This is a genomic window from Streptomyces sp. JB150 (assembly GCF_011193355.1).
In the GTDB taxonomy this organism is placed as follows: domain Bacteria; phylum Actinomycetota; class Actinomycetes; order Streptomycetales; family Streptomycetaceae; genus Streptomyces.
The window spans coordinates 883,564-903,738 of the sequence record NZ_CP049780.1; the positions used below are offsets into that span (position 1 = coordinate 883,564).

19 protein-coding genes are annotated in these 20,175 nt (G+C 73.4%); 13 read left to right on the forward strand and 6 right to left on the reverse strand.

Features of this window, described 5'->3' with window-relative positions; translation table 11 throughout:
- Positions 1 to 213 precede the first annotated feature (213 nt).
- Positions 214 to 795, reverse strand: coding sequence for an XRE family transcriptional regulator (locus G7Z13_RS04090; RefSeq protein WP_165996094.1), 582 nt, complete (start codon positions 793 to 795; stop codon positions 214 to 216).
- Between the two features lie 78 nt (positions 796 to 873).
- Here G7Z13_RS04090 and G7Z13_RS04095 point away from each other — a divergent pair, with 78 nt between their 5' ends.
- The 5 genes from G7Z13_RS04095 (at position 874) to G7Z13_RS04115 (ending at position 5,943) form a co-directional block, all read left to right on the forward strand.
- Positions 874 to 1,854: an NAD(P)/FAD-dependent oxidoreductase gene (locus tag G7Z13_RS04095; RefSeq protein WP_165996096.1), complete on the forward strand. Its 981-nt coding sequence runs from the start codon at positions 874 to 876 to the stop codon at positions 1,852 to 1,854.
- Between the two features lie 325 nt (positions 1,855 to 2,179).
- Positions 2,180 to 3,718 (forward strand): ATP-dependent DNA ligase, encoded by a 1,539-nt coding sequence (locus G7Z13_RS04100; RefSeq protein ID WP_165996098.1) that lies wholly within the window; start codon positions 2,180 to 2,182, stop codon positions 3,716 to 3,718.
- Positions 3,715 to 4,179: an NUDIX domain-containing protein gene (locus G7Z13_RS04105; RefSeq protein WP_165996099.1), complete on the forward strand. Its 465-nt coding sequence runs from the start codon at positions 3,715 to 3,717 to the stop codon at positions 4,177 to 4,179. The genes G7Z13_RS04100 and G7Z13_RS04105 overlap by 4 nt, the downstream gene beginning before the upstream one ends.
- Positions 4,180 to 4,298: 119 nt before the next feature.
- The gene (locus G7Z13_RS04110; protein ID WP_165996101.1) at positions 4,299 to 5,684 is read left to right on the forward strand and encodes an NADP-dependent succinic semialdehyde dehydrogenase; all 1,386 of its coding nucleotides are present in this window, start codon (positions 4,299 to 4,301) and stop codon (positions 5,682 to 5,684) included.
- Between the two features lie 25 nt (positions 5,685 to 5,709).
- A complete protein-coding gene (locus G7Z13_RS04115; protein WP_165996104.1) occupies positions 5,710 to 5,943 on the forward strand; it encodes a DUF6213 family protein in 234 nt (77 codons plus the stop codon).
- Between the two features lie 203 nt (positions 5,944 to 6,146).
- On the opposite strand, the gene G7Z13_RS04120 is transcribed toward G7Z13_RS04115, so the two are convergent.
- A complete protein-coding gene (locus G7Z13_RS04120) occupies positions 6,147 to 7,373 on the reverse strand; it encodes an acyl-CoA dehydrogenase family protein (protein ID WP_165996106.1) in 1,227 nt (408 codons plus the stop codon).
- A 171-nt stretch (positions 7,374 to 7,544) separates the two neighbouring features.
- Here G7Z13_RS04120 and G7Z13_RS04125 point away from each other — a divergent pair, with 171 nt between their 5' ends.
- Positions 7,545 to 8,189 carry a TetR family transcriptional regulator gene (locus G7Z13_RS04125; RefSeq protein ID WP_165996108.1) on the forward strand — a complete coding sequence of 215 codons (645 nt, stop codon included), beginning with the start codon at positions 7,545 to 7,547 and terminating at the stop codon, positions 8,187 to 8,189.
- 52 nt (positions 8,190 to 8,241) lie between these two features.
- Here G7Z13_RS04125 and def read toward each other — a convergent pair whose 3' ends face one another.
- Complete coding sequence (gene def / locus G7Z13_RS04130; RefSeq protein ID WP_165996110.1) at positions 8,242 to 8,787, reverse strand: peptide deformylase; 546 nt, start codon at positions 8,785 to 8,787, stop codon at positions 8,242 to 8,244.
- Positions 8,788 to 8,942: 155 nt separating this feature from the next.
- Here def and G7Z13_RS04135 point away from each other — a divergent pair, with 155 nt between their 5' ends.
- The 7 genes from G7Z13_RS04135 to G7Z13_RS04165 all read left to right on the forward strand — a co-directional run bounded on the left by G7Z13_RS04135 (position 8,943) and on the right by G7Z13_RS04165 (position 16,872).
- A complete protein-coding gene (locus G7Z13_RS04135) occupies positions 8,943 to 10,181 on the forward strand; it encodes a MurT ligase domain-containing protein (protein ID WP_165996113.1) in 1,239 nt (412 codons plus the stop codon).
- A 22-nt stretch (positions 10,182 to 10,203) separates the two neighbouring features.
- On the forward strand, positions 10,204 to 10,932 hold the full coding sequence (locus G7Z13_RS04140) for a glutamine amidotransferase (protein WP_165996115.1): 729 nt from the start codon (positions 10,204 to 10,206) through the stop codon (positions 10,930 to 10,932).
- 230 nt (positions 10,933 to 11,162) lie between these two features.
- Positions 11,163 to 12,188: a 6-phosphofructokinase gene (locus G7Z13_RS04145; protein WP_165996117.1), complete on the forward strand. Its 1,026-nt coding sequence runs from the start codon at positions 11,163 to 11,165 to the stop codon at positions 12,186 to 12,188.
- 157 nt (positions 12,189 to 12,345) lie between these two features.
- Positions 12,346 to 13,296: a cytochrome c oxidase assembly protein gene (locus G7Z13_RS04150; protein WP_165996119.1), complete on the forward strand. Its 951-nt coding sequence runs from the start codon at positions 12,346 to 12,348 to the stop codon at positions 13,294 to 13,296.
- Between the two features lie 68 nt (positions 13,297 to 13,364).
- Positions 13,365 to 14,855: a PASTA domain-containing protein gene (locus tag G7Z13_RS33530; RefSeq protein WP_165996120.1), complete on the forward strand. Its 1,491-nt coding sequence runs from the start codon at positions 13,365 to 13,367 to the stop codon at positions 14,853 to 14,855.
- A gap of 27 nt (positions 14,856 to 14,882) precedes the next feature.
- Positions 14,883 to 16,688, forward strand: a complete 1,806-nt coding sequence (locus tag G7Z13_RS04160; protein WP_165996122.1) for a serine/threonine-protein kinase — start codon at positions 14,883 to 14,885, stop codon at positions 16,686 to 16,688.
- A 13-nt stretch (positions 16,689 to 16,701) separates the two neighbouring features.
- Positions 16,702 to 16,872, forward strand: a complete 171-nt coding sequence (locus tag G7Z13_RS04165; RefSeq protein WP_165996125.1) for a hypothetical protein — start codon at positions 16,702 to 16,704, stop codon at positions 16,870 to 16,872.
- Positions 16,873 to 16,891: 19 nt separating this feature from the next.
- On the opposite strand, the gene G7Z13_RS04170 is transcribed toward G7Z13_RS04165, so the two are convergent.
- From G7Z13_RS04170 to G7Z13_RS04180, 3 genes are read right to left on the reverse strand one after another with little or no spacing between them, the layout of a single operon-like run.
- Positions 16,892 to 18,097 carry a histidine kinase gene (locus G7Z13_RS04170; RefSeq protein WP_165996127.1) on the reverse strand — a complete coding sequence of 402 codons (1,206 nt, stop codon included), beginning with the start codon at positions 18,095 to 18,097 and terminating at the stop codon, positions 16,892 to 16,894.
- Positions 18,094 to 19,803, reverse strand: coding sequence for a cation acetate symporter (locus tag G7Z13_RS04175; RefSeq protein WP_165996129.1), 1,710 nt, complete (start codon positions 19,801 to 19,803; stop codon positions 18,094 to 18,096). Before G7Z13_RS04175 ends, G7Z13_RS04170 begins: the two co-directional genes overlap by 4 nt.
- A gap of 11 nt (positions 19,804 to 19,814) precedes the next feature.
- Positions 19,815 to 20,174 carry a hypothetical protein gene (locus G7Z13_RS04180; protein ID WP_165996130.1) on the reverse strand — a complete coding sequence of 120 codons (360 nt, stop codon included), beginning with the start codon at positions 20,172 to 20,174 and terminating at the stop codon, positions 19,815 to 19,817.
- Position 20,175: the final 1 nt, after the last annotated feature.

Consider the following 20,175-nt stretch of genomic DNA (forward strand, 5'->3'; position numbering starts at 1 on the left):
GTCCGACCGGCATCGGACCGGGGTCGCACCGCATACTAAGCGGTCGCTTGCCGATCAGGGAACAGTCGCGCGAGTCACGCGTCCCGGCCTCTTCTCCGGACAAGCCCGGAGCCCGCGCGCGGCCTTCCGCGCACTCCCCCGTCCGCGGCCTTCCCCGCGCTCAGCCCGTCCGCGACCGTCATCGCCCTCCCCCGCCCGCTGCCGTCATCACCCTCACCCACCCGTGGCCTTCTTCGGCCGCGCCCGCACATGCATGCGCTCCCCCTGCGGGCCGAACAGGCTCAGGAACTCCACCGGCCCCTCCCCCGTCGACCCGAACCAGTGCGGCACCCGCGTGTCGAACTCGGCGGCCTCCCCCGCCGTGAGCACCACGTCGTGATCGCCCAGGACCAGGCGCAGGCGCCCGGAGAGCACGTACAGCCACTCGTACCCCTCGTGGGTGCGCGGCTCCGGCTCCCGGGTGCGCCGCGGCTCGATGATCTTGTACGCCTGGAGTCCGCCCGGCTGGCGCGTGAGCGGCCACAGGGTCCGCCCGTCCCGCGTGAGCGGCTTCGTCCGCACCCGCGGATCGCCGACCGCGCCGGCCCCGATCAGCTCGTCCAAGGGCACCTGGTGGGCCTGGGCGATCGGCAGCAGCAGCTCCAGGGACGGTTTGCGCTGCCCCGACTCCAGCCGGGAGAGGGTGCTGACCGAGATGCCCGTGGTCTCGGACAGCGCCGCGAGCGTCACCTCCCGCTCCTTCCGGATCCGCCGCAGCCTGGGGCCGACACTCGCGAGTACCTCTTCCGTCGTCATGGTCGTATTGCAGTTTCGGCAAACCTGTTTGTCAATGGCGCACCGCTTGGGCGACCGTCGGGCGTGGAGGTGGTCACCATGACCGAGAACGGGAACAGGAACCAGGACCCCAACGGGAACACGTACGAAGTGATCGTCGTCGGCGGAGGCACCGCCGGCCTGTCCGCCGCGCTGGTGCTGGGCCGCGCCCGGCGCCGCACCCTGGTCGTCGACGCGGGCGAGCCCCGCAACGCGCCCTCCGCCCACCTGCAGGGCTATCTGTCGCGGGACGGCATGCCGCCCGCCGAGTTCCTGGCGCTCGGCCGCGAGGAGATCGCCCGCTACGGCGTCGGCCTCGTCCGCGACCGGGCGGTGGACGTCACCCGCGAGGGCGCGGGCGGGGACTTCGCGGTGCGCCTGGCGGGCGGGCGGACCGTGCGCGCCCGGCGGCTCGTCGTCACCACCGGCCTGAAGGACGAGCTGCCCGCCGTGCCGGGCGTCGCCGAGCGGTTCGGCCGGGACGTGCTGCACTGCCCGTACTGCCACGGCTGGGAGGTCCGCGACCAGGCCTTCGGCGTGCTCGCCGCGACCCCGCTCAGCGTGCACCAGGCGCTGATGGTCTCCCAGTGGTCGAAGGACGTGACGTTCTTCCTGCACACGGTCGCCGAGGACGAGCTGTCCGACGACGATCTGCGCCGGCTGGCCGCGGCCGGGGTCCGCGTGGTGCCCGGCGAGGTGGCGGGCCTGGTGGTCGAGGACGACCGGCTCACCGGGGTGCGGCTCGCGGACGGGACGGTCCACGCGCGTCAGGCGCTGTTCGTCTCCCCGCGCCCGGTGCCGCAGACGGGGCTGCTGGAGCGGCTGGGCGCCGACTTCCACGACACCCCGTTCGGCCGCTACCCGGTCGTGGACGCCAACGGCCTGACCAGCGTCCCCGGCGTCTGGGCGGCGGGCAACGCGATCGGCTTCGCCGAACAGGTCGTCCACGCGGCGAGCGGCGGTTACCGGGCCGCCGCGGCCCTCAACGGCGAACTGCTGATGACGGACCTGGACGCCCTGGCACCGGCCTCACGAAGCTGACGCCTCCCCGACCGGTCCCGGCCCGTGGGCCCACCCCGGCCCTCCCAGCGCGCAGGCGTGTCCGAACCGTCCCGCCCCGTGCACCGCCGTCACCGCGTCGAACGGCACGCGCCACGCCGTACGGCATCGACCCGCAGGCCCGCCCGGCCCGTGGGCCCGTCCGGCCCCCTCCCGGCCCGTGAGCCGTCCGGCCCGTCCCGGCACGCAGGCCGTCCGGCCCGCCCCCGCCCGCGCACCGCCGTCACCGCGTCGAACGGCACGCGCGGCGTCGTACGGCATCGGCCCGCAGGTGTGGAACCGCCCCGCGCGGTGCACCATGAAACGCATGCTGCTCGCCCGGCTCGCCCAGGTGTCCCGGGAGGTCGCCGCCACGTCGGCGCGGTCCCGCAAGACCGCGCTGCTCGCGCAGCTCTTCCGGGAGGCGGAGGCGGCGGACGCCCCGGTCGTCATCCCGTATCTCGCGGGCCGGCTGCCGCAGGGGCGGCTCGGCGTCGGCTGGAAGGTGCTCGGCCGCCCGGTCGCCCCGGCCGCCGAACCGACGCTCACCGTGCGGGAGGTGGACGCCCGGCTCACCGAGCTGGGCAGGGTCGCGGGGCCCGGCTCGCAGGCCGAGCGGGCCCGGCTGGTCGGGGAGCTGATGGGCGCCGCCACCGAGGACGAGCAGCGGTTCCTGCTCGGGCTGCTCACCGGCGAGGTCCGGCAGGGCGCGCTGGACGCGGCGGCCGTGGAGGGCCTGGCGGAGGCGACGGGCGCGCCGCCCGCCGACGTGCGACGCGCGGTGATGCTGGCCGGCTCCCTCCAGGCGGTGGCCGAGGCGCTGCTGACGGACGGTCCGACGGCCCTGGAGCGGTTCCGGCTCACCGTCGGCCGCCCGGTGCTGCCGATGCTCGCGCACAGCGCGTCCTCGGTGGCCGAGGCGGTCGGCAAGCTGGGCGCGTGCGCGGTGGAGGAGAAGCTGGACGGCATCCGCGTCCAGGTCCACCGGGACGGCGCCACCGTGCGGCTGTACACGCGCACCCTCGACGACATCACCGACCGGCTCCCCGAGGTGACGGCGGCGGCGCTGGAGCTGCGCGGCGAGCGGTTCGTGCTGGACGGCGAGGTCATCGCGTTCGGCGCGGACGGCCGGCCGCGCTCGTTCCAGGAGACCGCCGGGCGGGTGGGCTCCCGGGTGGACGTGGCGACGGCCGCCGAGGCGGTCCCGGTCTCGCCCGTCTTCTTCGACGCCCTCGCCGTCGACGGCCGCGATCTGCTCGACCTGCCGTTCGCGGAGCGGCACGCGGAGCTGGCCCGGCTGGTGCCCGAGCCGATGCGGGTGCGGCGCACGGTGGTGTCGGGCCCCGCGGACCTGCCCGCGGCGGAGGAGTTCCTGGCGACGACCCTGGAACGCGGCCACGAGGGCGTGGTGGTCAAGGATCTCGCCGCGCCGTACAGCGCGGGCCGGCGCGGGGCGTCCTGGCTGAAGGTGAAGCCGGTGCACACCCTCGACCTGGTGGTCCTGGCCGCCGAGTGGGGGCACGGCCGGCGCACCGGCAAGCTGTCCAACCTGCACCTGGGCGCCCGCCGCGCGGACGGCTCGTTCGCCATGCTGGGCAAGACCTTCAAGGGCATGACCGACGCGATGCTGGCCTGGCAGACGGACCGCCTGCGGGAGCTGGCGGTGTCCGACGACGGCCAGGTGGTGACCGTGCGGCCGGAACTGGTCGTGGAGATCGCCTACGACGGCCTGCAGCGCTCCACCCGCTACCCGGCGGGCGTCACCCTCCGCTTCGCCCGCGTGGTCCGCTACCGCGAGGACAAGCGCCCCGAGGACGCCGACACCGTCGAGACCGTGCTGGCCGCGCACCCGGAGGTACGGCGGTGACGGCGCGGCGCAGCGCGGGCCTGCTGCTGTTCCGGCGCACCGAGCGGGGCCCGGAGGTGCTGCTCGGGCACATGGGCGGCCCGTTCTTCGCCCGGCGCGACGCGGGCGCGTGGACCGTCCCGAAGGGCGAGTACGACCCGGACGAGCCGGCCTGGGAGGCGGCCCGCCGTGAGTTCGAGGAGGAGCTGGGGGTGGCGCCGCCGGACGGGGAGGCCGTACCGCTCGGCGAGGTCCGGCAGACCGGCGGCAAGATCGTCACGGTGTGGGCGGTGGAGGGGGACCTGGACCCGGCGGCGGTCGTGCCCGGCACGTTCACGCTGGAGTGGCCGCCGAGGAGCGGGCGTACGCAGGAGTTCCCCGAGCTGGACCGGGTCCGCTGGTTCGGCCTGGACGCGGCCCGTGAGGTGATCGTCTCCGCCCAGGCCGCGTTTCTCGACCGGCTGGCGGAGCACTCGGTCTGAGCGCCCCGGAGGCGACGGGATCGACACGGATCCCCACAGATCAATACGGACGCCCCGCGTTGCGGCCCCCGCCGCCGCGCGCGAGGGTCGAAGCACAGTCCCTTGCCAGGAGGTCAGCCATGCCCATCGCGACGGTGAACCCGGCGAACGGCGAGACGGTCAAGACGTACCAGGCCATGGGCGAGGAGGAGATCGCACGCCGTATCCAGCTCGCCGAGGCCACCTTCCGCACCTACCGGACGACCTCCTTCGCCGAACGGGCCCGGCTGATGCACCGGGCCGCCGACCTCCTCGACGAGGACCAGCAGGACATCGCCCGGGTGATCACCACCGAGATGGGCAAGCCGGTCCGCCAGGCGCGCGCGGAGGCCGCCAAGTGCGCCAAGGCGATGCGCTGGTACGCCGACCACGCCGAGGAGCTGCTGGCCGACGAGGAGCCCGCCGAGGCCGACGTGAAGGACTCGGGCGCTTCCCGCGTTCGCGTCCGCTACCGCCCGCTCGGCCCGGTCCTCGCGGTGATGCCGTGGAACTTCCCGCTGTGGCAGGTGATCCGGTTCGCGGCGCCCGCGCTGATGGCGGGCAACGTCGGGCTGCTCAAGCACGCCTCGAACGTGCCGCAGACCGCGCTCTACCTGGAGGACCTGTTCCACCGCGCCGGTTTCACCGAGGGCACGTTCCAGACCCTGCTGATCGGCTCCGCCGCGGTCGACGACATCCTGCGCGACGAGCGGATCAAGGCGGCCACCCTCACCGGCAGCGAGCCCGCGGGCCGCGCGGTCGCCGCCACCTCCGGCGAGATGATCAAGAAGACGGTGCTGGAGCTGGGCGGCAGCGACCCGTTCGTCGTGATGCCGTCGGCGGACCTGGACCGGGCCGCCGAGGTGGCCGTCAACGCCCGCTGCCAGAACGCCGGTCAGTCCTGCATCGCCGCCAAGCGGTTCATCGTGCACACGGACGTCTACGACGCCTTCGCCGAGCGGTTCACGGCCGGGATGAAGGCGCTCAGGGTGGGCGACCCGACGGACGAGGAGACCGACGTCGGGCCGCTGTCCAGCGAGCGCGGGCGGGCCGATCTGGAGGAGCTGGTGGACGACGCGGTGCGCGGCGGCGCGACCGTGCTGTGCGGGGGCGAACGGCCCGAGGGACCGGGCTGGTACTACCCGCCGACGGTGCTCGCCGGCATCACCCGCGAGATGCGCATCCACCGCGAGGAGGCGTTCGGACCGGTCGCCACGCTGTACCGGGCGGGCGATCTGGACGAGGCCGTGCTGATCGCCAACGACTCGCCCTTCGGCCTGAGTTCGAACGTGTGGACCCGCGACGAGAGCGAGGTCGACCGGTTCGTACGGGACCTGGAGGCGGGCGGTGTGTACGTCAACGGGATGACCGCCTCGCATCCGGCGTTCCCGTTCGGCGGAGTGAAGCGGTCCGGTTACGGGCGTGAGCTGTCCGGGCACGGAATCCGCGAGTTCTGCAACATCACCACGGTTTGGCACGGTGCGTGAGGGCCGCGCGGATACGATCCCGGTTGTGAACCGCGAAGTGACTCTGCCTCTGATCGTCGATGACCGCGGGAACCTTCAGGTGGCCGCGGCCGATGTGAGCAAGCTGCTCCGCATGGTGGGCGGGCGGTGGCTGCATCTCGTCGAGGCCGGTGAGGAGGGGCTCGACGAGGACACCGTGGCCGCGTTGACGATCGAGCTGGCGAAACTGGCCGACCGGATCGACGTGGCGTGCATCGCGCACAGCAGCGGAGCGCCGTAGACCGCGCGTCAGGCCGCCCGCGGGGCAGGGCGCCGCGTCAGGCGCGCCGCCGAGCCCGGCACTCCCGGTGGAACTCGCGCACGACGCAGCAGCCGCCGGCGGCGACGGCGAGCAGCACCAGCAGGCCGATCAGGCCGGGAAGAACGATCATGCGGCCAGCATGACAGACGCCCCTCCCGGCCGGCGCGCCGGTGTGCCCCTCGCTACCGGATCGGCATGCCCGACAGGGTGCGGGCGATGACCAGGCGCTGGATCTCGCTGGTGCCCTCGAAGATGGTGTAGATGGCGGCGTCCCGGTGCATGCGCTCCACCGGGTATTCGCGGGTGTAGCCGTTGCCGCCGAGGATCTGGATCGCCTGGGCGGTGACCTTCTTGGCGGTCTCGCTGGCGAACAGCTTCGACATCGAGCCCTCGGCGGCGGTGAACGGCTTGCCGTTGACCGCCATCCAGGACGCGCGCCACACCAGCAGGCGGGCGGCGTCGACCTGGGTGCGCATGTCGGCGAGCTGGAAGGCGACGCCCTGGTTGTCGATGATCGGGCGGCCGAACTGTTCGCGGGTCTTCGCGTAGTCGAGGGCGACCTCGTACGCGGCGCGGGCGGTGCCCACGGCCATGGCGCCGACGGCCGGGCGGGACGCCTCGAAGGTGGCCATCGCGGCGTTCTTCACGCGCTCCCCGCCCGTCCTGGCCTTCTCGCGGGCGCGGGCGAGCCGCTCGTCCAGCTTCTCCTTGCCGCCGAGCAGGCAGGAGCCGGGGACGCGCACGTTGTCGAGGATGACCTCGGCGGTGTGCGAGGCGCGGATGCCGTGCTTCTTGAACTTCTGGCCCTGGGACAGGCCGGGGGTGTTCGGCGGGACGATGAAGGACGCGTGGCCCTTGGGGCCCAGCTCGGGGTCGACGACGGCGACGACGACGTGGACGTTGGCGATGCCGCCGTTGGTGGCCCAGGTCTTCGTGCCGTTGATCACCCACTCGTCCTTGGCCTCGTCGTAGACGGCGCGGGTGCGCAGGGAGGCGACGTCGGAGCCCGCGTCGGGCTCGGAGGAGCAGAACGCGGCGACCTTGACGTCGTTCGCGTCGCCGTACATCTGGGGGATCCAGGTGCCGATCTGCTCCTCGGTGCCGTTGGCGAGGACGCCGACGGCGGCGAGGCCGGTGCCGACGATGGACAGGGCGATGCCCGCGTCGCCCCAGAACAGCTCCTCCATGGCCATCGGGATGCCGAGGCCGGTGGGGTCGAAGTACTGCTGGGCGTAGAAGTCGAGGGAGTAGATGCCGACCTTCGCGGCCTCCTGGATGACCGGCCAGGGAGTCTCCTCGCGCTCGTCCCACTCGGCGGCCGCGGGGCGGATCACGTCGGCGGCGAAGCCATGGAGCCAGTCCCTGACCTCCTTCTGCTCGTCGTTCAGCTCCATGGTGAACTCGGCCATGTCCCCTCCAGCGGCGCACGTGCTTGTTACTTGCGGTAACCGGCAGTCTGTTACCGGTGGGTAGGAAAAGTCAACTGACCCGGTCCCTCCCGGCAGCCCGTTCGATGCGCCGGGGCCGCCGGGTGCTACTTTGCGCAGGCGTCACCGAAAGAGCACGGGTGGGGAGAGACCATGGACACCACGCAGCGGTCCGAGCAGCAGCGGTCCGCCGACCGCCGACGGCGCGAGCTGCTGGAGGCCGCGGACCGGGTGGTGCTGCGCGACGGGCCACAGGCGTCGATGAACGCCATCGCCGCCGAGGCGGGCATCACCAAGCCCATCCTCTACCGCCACTTCGGTGACAAGGGCGGACTCTACGCGGCGCTCGCCACGCGCCACACCGACGCGCTCCTCGGCTCCCTGCGGGCGGCACTGGACGCGCCCGCGGACCGGCGCGAACGGGTCGAGAAGACCTTGGAGACCTATCTCGCGGCCATCGAGGCCCGGCCGCAGGTGTACCGGTTCCTGATGCACCCCGCGGAGGGCGGTCAGGCCGGCGACCAGGGCTTCGACGTCGGCAAGCACTCGGCGCCCGTGCTGCGCAGGATGGGCGAGGAGCTGGGCAAGGTCATCCAGGAGCGGGTCGACCTCGGCCCGGACAGCGAGCGGCTGGCGCGGGTCTGGGGACACGGCATCGTCGGGATGATGCACGCCGCCGGCGACTGGTGGCTGGGCGAACGGCCGTGCTCCCGGCAGGAGTTGGTCCGCGCGCTGGCCGATCTGCTGTGGGGGCGGCTGGCGGCCGCCGGGGACAAGGCGGGGGGCCCGGGGTTCTGACGGCCGCCTTGCGGCCGCGGGCCCTGTGCGGCGCCCCGCGCGCCTGACGGATTCAGCCCGGCCGGTGCCACGAGGCCCGGCTCACCTTCCGCATCAGCCTGCGGCGGCGCCAGCCCTCCACGCGGTCCGCGTAGACCTTCCCGTCCAGGTGGTCGCACTCGTGCTGCAGACAGCGGGCGAAGAAGCCCGTGCCGTGGATCGTGACCGGCTCGCCCGTCATCGTGAAGCCCTCGACGACCGCGTGGTCGTGGCGCTCCGTGCCCGCCTCCAGGCCCGGCAGGGACAGACAGCCCTCCGGACCCCGGATCACGACACCGTCCGCCGTCACCAGACGCGGGTTCACCACATGTCCGAGATGCCGGACATCCTCGTCGTCCGGGCAGTCGTAGACGAACACCCGCAGCGGCTCCCCCACCTGGTTCGCCGCCAGCCCCACCCCCCGCGCCGCGTACATCGTCGCGAACAAGTCCTCCACGAGCCGGGACAGTTCGGGGCCGAAGTCGGTGACCTCCGCGCACGGCGTGTGCAGAACGGGGTCGCCGAACAGGGTGAGGGGCCGGACGCGCCCGCGGGCGCCCGGGATCGAACCGTGTCGCATGGCCGCAAGGGTACGGTTCCCTCAGCCCTCGCCGTTCCGCACAGCCGCGGGCGCGGGCCGGGATTCGGGAGTGCGAATGGATCTCGATAGGCTGACCACCACCACGTTGCCGAAGGCTTGAGGCGCGGCGCGTACGCAAGGAGGATCGAGAACTGATGGCAGGCAACTCGGACCCGCTGACGCCGCGGGCCAAGCTGGCCGTGACCGCGGGCAAAGCGGTCGCAGCGGCATCCCGTGCCGCGGGACGCGGCAGCGGTTCGGTGATCGGTGGCCGGGTGGCTCTGAAACTCGACCCCGACCTCCTGGCCCGGCTAGCCCAGAACCTGGACGTCGTCCTGGTCTCGGCGACCAACGGCAAGACCACCACGACCCGGCTGATCGCCGAGGCCCTGCGGGCCGCGGGCCCCGTCGTGTCCAACGCGCTCGGCGCGAACATGCCGGCCGGCATCACCTCGGCGCTCGCGGGCGGCTCGGACGCCAAGTACGGCGTCATCGAGGTCGACGAGAAGTACCTCGCGGGCGTCGCCCGGGACACCGACCCGAAGTGCATCGCGCTGCTGAACCTCTCGCGCGACCAGCTCGACCGGGCCGCCGAGACCCGGATGCTCGCCGAGAACTGGCGCGAGGGCCTGGCCGGCTGCAAGGCCGTGATCGTGGCGAACGCCGACGACCCGCTCGTCGTGTGGGCGGCCTCGTCGTCCCCCAACGTGATCTGGGTCGCGGCCGGGCAGATGTGGAAGGACGACGCCTGGTCCTGCCCCGCCTGCGGCGGCGTGATGCAGCGCCCCGGCGACGACTGGTTCTGCGGCGAGTGCGGCTTCCGCCGGCCCACCCCGAGCTGGGCGCTCTCCGGCGACCACGTCCTCGACCCGCACGGCTCGGCGTGGCCGATCCACCTCCAGCTGCCGGGCCGCGCCAACAAGGCCAACGCCGCCTCCTCGGCCGCCGTCGCCGCCGTGTTCGGGGTGCCGCCGCAGGTCGCCCTGGAGCGCATGTACCAGGTGCAGGCCGTCGCCGGACGCTATGACGTCGTCCAGTTCCAGGGCCGCGACCTGCGGCTGCTGCTGGCGAAGAACCCGGCCGGGTGGCTGGAGACGTTCTCCCTGATCGACCCGCCGCCCACCCCGGTGATCCTCTCCGTGAACGCGCGCAGCGCCGACGGCACCGACACCTCCTGGCTGTGGGACGTCGACTACACCCGGCTCACCGGCCACCCGATCTTCGTCATCGGTGACCGCAAGCTCGACCTGGCGGTGCGCCTGGAGGTCGCCAACCAGCACTTCCAGGTCTGCGACAACCTCGACGAGGCCGTGCAGATGTGCCCGCCGGGCCGGATCGAGGTCATCGCGAACTACACGGCGTTCCAGGATCTGCGCCGCCGCGTCGGCAACTGAGTGAGTCGGAAGGACAGTGACTATGAGCGACAACGGTCTGCGGATCGTCTGGATCTACCCCGACCTGCTCAGCACCTACGGCGACCAGGGCAACGTCCTCGTCGTGGAGCGCCGGGCGCGGCAGCGGGGCCTGGACGTGGCCCGGCTCGACGTACGCAGCGACCAGCCGATCCCGACCTCCGGTGACATCTATCTGATCGGCGGCGGCGAGGACCGGCCGCAGCGGCTCGCGGCCGAGCGGCTGCGCCGGGACGGCGGTCTGCACCGCGCGGTGGAGAACGGCGCCATCGTGTTCTCGGTGTGCGCCGGCTACCAGATCCTCGGCCACGAGTTCATCAACGACCTCGGCCAGCGGGAGCCCGGCCTCGGTCTGCTCGACGTGGTGTCGGTGCGCGGCGAGGGCGAGCGGTGCGTCGGTGACGTGCTCGCGGACATCGACCCGCGGCTCGGCCTGCCGCCGCTGACCGGCTTCGAGAACCACCAGGGCGTCACCCACCTCGGTCCCACGGCCCGCCCGCTGGCCCAGGTGCGGCTCGGCAAGGGCAACGGCACCGGCGACGGCACGGAGGGGGCGTACAACGACACCGTCTTCGGTACGTACATGCACGGCCCCGTCCTCGCCCGCAACCCGCTGATCGCGGACCACCTGCTCAAGCTGGCCCTCGACGTCAACGCGCTGCCGCCGGTGGACGACCGCTGGTACGAGGCGCTGCGCAACGAGCGCATCGCGGCTGCGCAGCAGCCTGCGTGAGCACCGTTGCGCAGCAGCCTGCGTGAGCACCGTTGCGCAGCAGCCTGTGTAACCGGTTCGCCGTCGGGGGTTCACCAGCCCGTCTGACGGTGCATCCGCACAGGTGAGCGGGGTCGTCCAGCAGGCGGACGCCCGGTTCGGCCCCGCCCCCGAATGCCGCTAGGGTGGCGGGGATTCCCGCCGGACAGCGTGGTCCGGTCACCGGCCCACGTCGAGAAGGTATTCGGGCTATGCGCATTGGTGTCCTCACGTCCGGCGGCGACTGCCCCGGTCTGAACGCCGTCATCCGGTCCGTCGTGCACCGTGCCGTCGCCGACCACGGCGACGAGGTCATCGGTTTCCGGGACGGCTGGAAAGGCCTCCTGGAGTGCGACTACACGAAGCTCGACCTTGACGCGGTCGGCGGCATCCTCGCCCGCGGCGGCACCATCCTCGGCTCCTCCCGGGTCCGTCCCGAGCATCTGCGGGACGGCGTGGAGCGGGCCAAGGGGTACGTCGCGGAGCTGGGCCTCGACGCGATCATCCCGATCGGCGGCGAGGGCACGCTGAAGGCGGCCCGGCTGCTGTCGGACAGCGGGCTGCCCATCGTGGGCGTGCCGAAGACCATCGACAACGACATCGCGGTCACCGACGTCACGTTCGGCTTCGACACGGCGGTCGGCGTCGCCACGGAGGCGCTGGACCGGCTGAAGACCACCGCCGAGTCCCACCAGCGGGTGCTGATCGTCGAGGTCATGGGGCGGCACACCGGCTGGATCGCGCTGCACTCGGGGATGGCGGCGGGCGCGCACGCCATCGTCGTGCCGGAGCGGCCCTTCGACATCGACGAGCTGACCGCGAAGGTCGGCGAGCGGTTCGCGGCGGGCAAGCGGTTCGCCATCGTCGTCGCCGCGGAGGGCGCCAAGCCGAAGCCCGGGACCATGGCCTTCGACGAGGGCGGCAAGGACATCTACGGGCACGAGCGGTTCGCCGGGATAGCCCGTCAGCTCTCCGTGGAGCTGGAGCGGCGGCTCGGCAAGGAGGCGCGGCCGGTGATCCTCGGGCATGTGCAGCGGGGCGGGACGCCGACGGCGTACGACCGGGTGCTGGCGACGCGGTTCGGGTGGCACGCGGTGGAGGCCGCTCATCGCGGCGAGTTCGGGATGATGACGGCGCTGCGGGGGACGGACATCGTGATGGTGTCGCTGGCGGAGGCCGTGGAGTCCCTGAAGACCGTTCCGGAGGAGCGGTACGCGGAAGCGGAGTGTGTGCTCTAGCCGTCCGGCGGGTGCGGGTCGTGTGCGGTTTCCCGCGCGGTTCCCCGCGTCCCTGAGGTGAGTCCAGCGGCCCCCGGTCGAAAGGCCGGCCGGGGGCCGCTCTACTCTTGTGGGCGGTACAGACAGCACAAACCCCCCACGAAACAGGAGCCGGCGGATGGATCACAGCGGGCACGGCATGATGATGGATCTGCCGCCGTTCACGCTGGGGAGGGGGCTCCAGTGGTCCGCGGACCCCTTCTTTCTCGTCGCGTGCCTGCTGGGACTGGCGCTCTACGGCTGGGGCGTCGTCCGGCTGACGCGGCGCGGTGACAAGTGGCCGGTCGGGCGGACCCTCTTCTTCGTCGCCGGTGTGCTCAGCATCGGGCTCATGATGAACACCGCGCTGAACGACTACGGCATGGTCATGTTCAGCGTGCACATGGTGCAGCACATGGTGATCAGCATGCTGTCGCCGATCCTGATCCTGCTCGGCGCGCCCATCACGCTGGCGCTGCGGGCACTGCCGCCGGCCGGCCGGGGCCGCAAGGGGCCGCGCGAGGTGCTGCTGATGCTGCTGCACAGCCGGTACATGCGGATCGTCACCCACCCCGCGTTCACGATCCCGCTGTTCATCGCCAGCCTGTACGGCCTCTACTTCACCCCGCTGTTCGACTTCCTGATGGAGTCCAAGCCGGGGCACATCGCGATGATGGTGCACTTCCTCGCGACCGGCCTGGTGTTCTTCTGGCCGATCATGGGCGTGGACCCCGGCCCGCACCGGCCCGGCTATCTGATGCGGATGCTGGAGCTGTTCGCGGGCATGCCGTTCCACGCGTTCTTCGGCATCGCCCTGATGATGGCCTCGCAGCCGATGGTCGAGACCTACACCGAGCCGCCCGCCTCCCTCGGCATCGACGCCCTCTCCGACCAGAACGCGGCGGGCGGCATCGCCTGGGCGTTCAGCGAGATCCCGTCGGTGCTGGTGCTGATCGTGCTGCTGTTCCAGTGGTACGGCTCCGAACAGCGGCAGGCCAAGCGCAAGGACCGGGCCGCTGACCGCGACGGCGACAAGGAACTCGAGGCCTACAACGCCTATTTGGCCTCACTGAACGCACAAAGCCGCTGAACTTCTTTTCCGGCCGGTCCGGGCCAGTAGCATGAAACGCGTCGGGGGGACCGCCGGGGGGAGCGGTGATGACCGTTCGCGTTGTGCTGCGCAAGGTCGCGATCACGCTGGTGTGCGTACTGTTCCTGAACGGATGCAGTAGCGACGCACAAACGTTCGCAGTGCGGGCCGTGGCGGCGGGTGTGCCGTCCCTGGCGCCGTTCTTCGACGAGGACGCCGGGCTCGGCCATGACGCCGTCGTACGGTCGCGACCTGCGCCCGGCGGCATCCAGCAGGGCGACACACCGGGTCTCTACGGCGGCACGCGGCAGCCGGAGATCTGCGATGTCGACCGGCTGGAGGAATTCCTCACCGATCCCGCGAACGAGCGGAAAGCACAGGCCTGGGCTTCCGTGCTCGATGTCACCACCGATGGGATTCCGGAATATCTCGACCGGCTGACTCCGGTTCTTCTCCGGACCGACACCCTGGTGAAGAACCACGACTACCAGAAGGAAAAGGCGGTTCCCTTCGACGCCCTGCTGCAGGCCGGAATCGCGATTCTCGTCGATGAGCGGGGGATGCCCGCCGTGAAATGCTCGTGCGGAAATCCGCTGCGGCCCTTCGAGGGGGACACCGGCAGGATCTCCGTCCGGTTCCAGGACGGCAACGAGCGGTGGCGGGGCTTCGACCGCGCCTCCGTCGTGGCCGTACGGCCCGCCCCGCGGACCCTGGACCGGCTGGCCCTGGTCGACGTCGAGGATCCCGCTCGGGGCATCCACCGGCCCGCCGGGACGACCGGCGCGGACGACTCCGTCTTCGACGCGCGCGAGCGGCGTGCGGTGCCCGACGTGACCGGGACGACGTTCGGGCGGGCGAGCCGGATGCTGGCCGGGGCGGGGCTCGCCGTCGCCGTCGACGGGGGCGGGCTGCCGCCGCGGGGCACCCGGGTCACGGCGTCCGATCCGCCGGCGGGGACCGGGTTGCCGTTCGGCGCGTTCGTGCGGGTGCGGGTGGCCGGGGGTGCGGGTGGCGGACCGGAGGACGGGCCGGGAGACGACGGGTCGGGACCGGCCCCGGGGTCCTCCGGGTCGTCGGGCTCCTCGGACTCGTCGGGTCCGTCCGCTTCCGGGGGTTCCTCCGGCTCCTCCGGTCCATCGGACTCTGCGGGGTCCTCGGGTTCGTCCCGGCCGTCCGGTTCGTCGCCGTCGCCGGGGGCCTCGGGCTCCTCTGACGCGTCGGCTCCCGGCGAGTCACGGGACCCCTCCGGCTCTCCGGGAGCGTCGGATGCGCCGGGGCCGCCAGGGCCGTCAGGTCCCTCAGCGCCGCCGGAACCTTCCCGGCCGTCGGCCCCGCCGGACTCCCCCGGCTCACCGGGTCCGCCCGGACCGTCCGGCTCGCCGGGCTCCTCGGGCTCCCCCACGTCCGCCCTCCCGACCCGCGAGCCACCCGAGCGGCCTCCGCCCGCCTCCCCGACGGGGACCGGGCCACCGTCGTCGCCCTCCTCCACCAGGCCGCCGCCGTCGCCGCCCACACCACCTCCCTCCCCCGCCCCGCCCTCCACCCCCACCGCTCCGTAGCCCCCCCGCAGAACCGGGAGTCACCGGATGTCCTCAGGACCCTCGACGTCGGGAGTGGGCCGGGTCATCGCCGGCCGCTACCTGCTGCTGCACCGGCTCGGCAGCGGCGGGATGGGGCACGTGTGGCTGGCCCATGACCAGAGGCTGGCCTGTGAGGTGGCGCTGAAGGAGATCGTGTTCCGGGATCCGGCGGAGGCGGACCACGAGCGGGAGGCGCGGGTCGCGCGGGCCCGGGCGGAGGCGCGGCACGCGGCCGGGCTGCGCGGGCATCCGCACGTGGTGACCGTGCACGACGTGCTGGAGCACGAAGGGCTGCCGTGGATCGTCATGGAGTACGTGGCGGGCGCCGTGGACCTGCGGGAGCTGGTCGCCCGGCGCGGTCCGCTGGCCCCGGCGGAGTGCGCCCGGATCGGCCTGGCGGTGCTGGACGCGCTGACCGCGGGGCACGAGCGCGGTGTCCTGCACCGGGATGTGAAGCCGGCGAACATCCTGCTCGCGCCGGACCGCTCGGGGGCGCCGTACGGGCGTGTCCTGCTCACCGACTACGGGATCTCGGTGCGGCCGGACGCCGGGGAGCCGCGCTACACCCTGGCGTCCGCGCTGGTGGGCACCGCCGGCTATCTGGCGCCGGAGCGGGCCACCGGCGGGCCGCCCACCGAGGCCGCCGACCTTTTCTCGCTCGGCTGCACGCTGTACTACGGCGTGGAGGGGTGCGGCCCGTTCGAGCGGGAGTCGCAGCTGGCGGAGCTGACCGCCGTGGTCGCGCAGGAGCCGCGCCCGCCGGTGCGCTCCGGCGCGCTGGAGTCCGTCGTACGGGCGCTGCTGGTGAAGGATCCGGCGCGGCGGATGGGGGCGGCCGAGGCCGAGGCGGCGCTGGCGGCGATCGTCGTGCCGCAGCCGCGGGCACCCGGGCGCGTGGCGGCGGATCCGGCGTCGCAGCCGCCGTGGGGCATGGTGCCGGACGCCGGCCCGGGGTTCGGGCCCGCCCCGGTCCCGGAGGGGCGGAGCCGGCCGCTTCCCCGGGCGGCGCGGGCGGCGCTCGCGGGCGGGCTCGGTCTGGTGCTGGCGCTGGGCGGGGTCTGGTACGCGACGGTCGGCCCGTCCCCGGCGGGCGGGGCGGCGGACGCGTCGCCGTACGGGCGGGGTGTGGGGCTCGCCCGGCCGCTGCGCGACGGGGACTGTGTGCTCGCCGACTGGCCGGCCGGGCGGTTCGCCGGGACGCCCCGGCTGGCGCTCGATCCGAGCTGCCGGGACGCGGCGCCGGACGGGCAGGTGATGGGGTTCGTGCCGGCCGCGTCCGCCGCCGAGGCGCGCGAGAAGGGGCCGGGGCGGTGCGAGGAGCTGACCCGGGGGCTGCGGGAGCGGCTGGCGGATGTGCGCAGCGTCGCCGTCGTACCGACCGACGCGGGGTTCGAGGCGGCCGGGCGGCGGGCGGCGTGTCTGGTGCTCGGGGCGCACGGGCCGGTGTACGGGCCGCTCGGCGGGCACCGCGAGCCGGGGATGGTGTTCACCCACACGGCGGCCATGCAGAAGCGGGACTGTCTGGACGTCCGCTCGCCCCGGGAGGTGCGGCTGGTGCCCTGCGGGGGGCGGTACGACGAGCAGGTGCTGGGCTTCGCCCGGCTGGCGGAGGGGGTCACGCCGGCCCAGGCACGGGCCCGCTCGAACGCGGCGTGCGCGCGGGACGTGCCGCCGCGTGACTACGGATTCGACCCCTCCGTGTACGAGTCGGGGTCCTGGACCGGCCAAGGGGCCTGGAAATCGGGCACACATTTGGTCGTCTGCACCGTACGGAAGCGAAACGGGGGCACCATGGAGGGGGACGAACCATGAGGAGGGTGTTGCGATGCCCGGTTCTACGGACGGCTCGACGAAGACCATGGGGGTGCTCACCCTCGGTGGGCTGGTCGTGGTGACGGCCTACACGGTGGCGCTCGGCAGCAACGGCTGGCTGTGGTTCGGCTGGGTCGTACTGGGTCTGATCACCCTCGGCATGGTGGCCACCCGCAGCACCTGACACCCGTACGCCCCGGCACTCACTCCCCGGCGAGACGGCCCGCCGAGTGCACGCCCGGCTGGTACTTGGGCAGCCGGGCGGTGACTTTCATGCCCGCGCCGACGGCCGTCTCGATGACGAGGCCGTGGTCGTCGCCGTAGACCTGGCGGAGCCGGTCGTCGACGTTGGACAGGCCGATCCCGCCGGACGGGCTCACCTCGCCCGCGAGGATGCGGCGCAGCAGCGCGGGGTCCATTCCGGCGCCGTCGTCCTCGATGACGACCACGGCCTCGGCGCCGGCGTCCTGCGCGGTGATGCTGATGCGGCAGGTGCCGGCCTTGCCCTCCAGGCCGTGTTTGACCGCGTTCTCCACCAGGGGCTGCAGGCACAGGTAGGGCAGGGTGACCGGCAGCACCTCGGGGGCGATCTGGAGGGTGACCGAGAGGCGGTCGCCGAAGCGGGCCCGCACGAGCGCCAGGTAGTGGTCGATGGCGTGGAGTTCGTCGGCGAGGGTGGTGAAGTCGCCGTGCCGGCGGAACGAGTAGCGGGTGAAGTCGGCGAACTCCAGGAGCAGTTCGCGGGCGCGCTCGGGGTCGGTGCGCACGAACGAGGCGATCACGGCGAGCGAGTTGAAGATGAAGTGCGGGGAGATCTGGGCGCGCAGGGCCTTGATCTCGGCCTCGATGAGGCGGGTGCGGGAGCGGTCGAGGTCGGCGAGTTCGAGCTGCACGGAGACCCAGCGGGCGACCTCGGCGGCGGCGCGGACGAGGACGGCGGACTCGCGGGGCGCGCAGGCGACGAGGGCGCCGTGGACGCGGTCGTCGACGGTGAGGGGGGCGACGACGGCCCAGCGCAGGGGGCAGTCGGGCGCGTCGCAGGTGAGCGGGAAGGCCTCGCCGCGGCCGGTCTCCAGCGGCCCGGTGAGCCGTGCCATGACCTCGGCGCGGTGGTGGGCGCCGACGCCGTCCCAGGCGAGGACGCGGCTGTCGTCGGTGAGGCAGAGGGCGTCCGTGCCGAGCAGGGTGCGCAGCCGGCGGGCCGACTTGCGGGCGGTCTCCTCGGTGAGGCCGGCGCGCAGCGGGGGCGCGGCGAGCGAGGCGGTGTGCAGGGTCTGGAAGGTGGCGTGTTCTACGGGGCTGCCGAGGCCGCCGAGGTGCTGGGTGCGGGCGGTGCGGCGGCCGAGCCAGAAACCGGCGGCGAGCAGGGGCAGGGCGGCCACGCACAGCCCGGCCAGGAAGCCGGTCATGTCTTGGCCTCCGTGCGCAGCTGTTCGGGCAGGTGGAAGCGGGCCAGGACGGCCGCGGTCCCGGCGGGGACGCGGGCGGGGGTGGCGAGCGACACCAGGATCATGGTGAGGAAGCCGAGCGGAACCGACCACAGCGCCGGCCAGGCGAGCAGGGCGTGCAGCGGGCCGGCGGCGAAGCCGGTCATGGTGGCGGCGACGGCGGCGAACGCGGAGCCGCCGCCGACGAGCATCCCGGCGGCGGCGCCGGGCGGGGTGAGCCGCCGCCACCAGATGCCGAGGACGAGCAGCGGGCAGAACGAGGACGCGGACACGGCGAAGGCGAGCCCGACCGCGTCGGCGACGGGCAGCCCGCCGACGAGCACGCTGGCGGCGAGCGGGGCGGCCATGGCGAGCAGGGTGCCGAGCCGGAAGTGGCGTACGCCGCGGGAGGGCAGCACGTCCTGGGTGAGCACCCCGGCGACGGCCATGGCGAGGCCGGAGGCGGTGGACAGGAACGCGGCGAAGGCGCCGCCGGCGAGCAGCGCGCCGAGGAGGTCGCCGCCGACGCCGCCGACCATCCGGCCGGGCAGCAGGAGGACGGCGGCGTCGGCGTCGCCGGTGAGGGTGAGTTCGGGGGCGTAGAGGCGGCCGAGGGCGCCGTAGAGCGGGGGCAGCAGGTAGAAGGCGCCGATCAGGGCGAGGACGGCGACCGTGGTGCGGCGGGCGGCGACGCCGTGCGGGCTGGTGTAGAAGCGGACGACGACGTGCGGCAGGCCCATGGTGCCGAGGAAGGTGGCGAGGATCAGCCCGTACGTGGCGTAGAGGGGGCGTTCCTCGCGGCCCGCGGTGAGGGAGGTGGACATGGTGGTGTCGCCGTCGCGGTCGGCGGCGGGGACGGGGGTGCCGGGCGGGAAGGTGAGGTGGGTGCCCTGGTCGACGCGGTGGGTGCCGGCGGGCAGGTGGATCTCGGTGCCGTGGTGGGCGCGGCCGTCGACGGTGCCGTCCACGGTGACCGTCAGGGGGCGTTCCAGGCGCAGGTCGAGGGTGGTGTCGATGCGGACGGAGCGCTGTTCGCGGAAGGCGGGCGGCTCGTCGAAGGCGCGGCGGGGGGCGCCGTCGGACTGCCAGGCGAGGACGAGGAAGAAGGCGGGGACGAGCAGGGCGGTCAGCTTCAGCCAGTACTGGAAGGCCTGCACGAAGGTGATGCTGCGCATGCCGCCGGCGGCGACGATGGCCACGACGACGACCGCGACGATGATCCCGCCGAGCCAGTCGGGTGCCCCGGTGAGCACGGTCAGGGTGAGTCCGGCGCCCTGGAGCTGCGGCAGCAGGTAGAGCCAGCCGACGCCGACGACGAAGGCGCTCGCGAGCCGCCGTACCGCCTGGGAGGCGAGCCGGGCCTCGGCGAAGTCGGGCAGGGTGTAGGCGCCGGAGCGGCGCAGCGGGGCGGCGACGAACAGCAGCAGGACGAGGTAGCCGGCGGTGTAGCCCACCGGGTACCAGAGCATGTCCGGGCCCTGGACGAGGACCAGGCCGGCGATGCCGAGGAAGGAGGCGGCGGAGAGGTACTCGCCGCTGATGGCGGCGGCGTTCAGGCGGGGGCCGACGGTGCGGGAGGCGACGTAGAAGTCGGAGGTGGTGCGGGAGATGCGCAGGCCGAAGGCGCCGACGAGGACGGTGGCGAGGACGACGAGGGCGACGGCGGGGACGGCGTAGTTCGAGTTCATCGCGGACGGGTTCAGCGGTCCTCGACCAGGCGGACGAAGTCGCGTTCGTTGCGTTCGGCGCGGCGGACGTACCAGTGGGCGAGCAGGACGAGCGGGGCGTAGAGGCAGAAGCCGAGGACCAGCCACTGCAGGCGGCCCGCGTCGGGGGCGGTCGCGAAGACCAGCGGGAGCGGGCCGATCAGCAGGACGAGGACGGCGCAGCCGGTGAGGGCGGCGCGCAGCTGGGTGCGCATGAGGGAGCGGACGTAGGTGTGACCGAGGGTGGTCTGCTCGTCGATCTCGGTGCGCGGGCGGTAGGGGCCGGGGGTGCGGTGGGCGCGGCGGGGCGGGCCGGTGACGGTGACGCGGCGGTCGGCGGGGCTGTTCGGCACG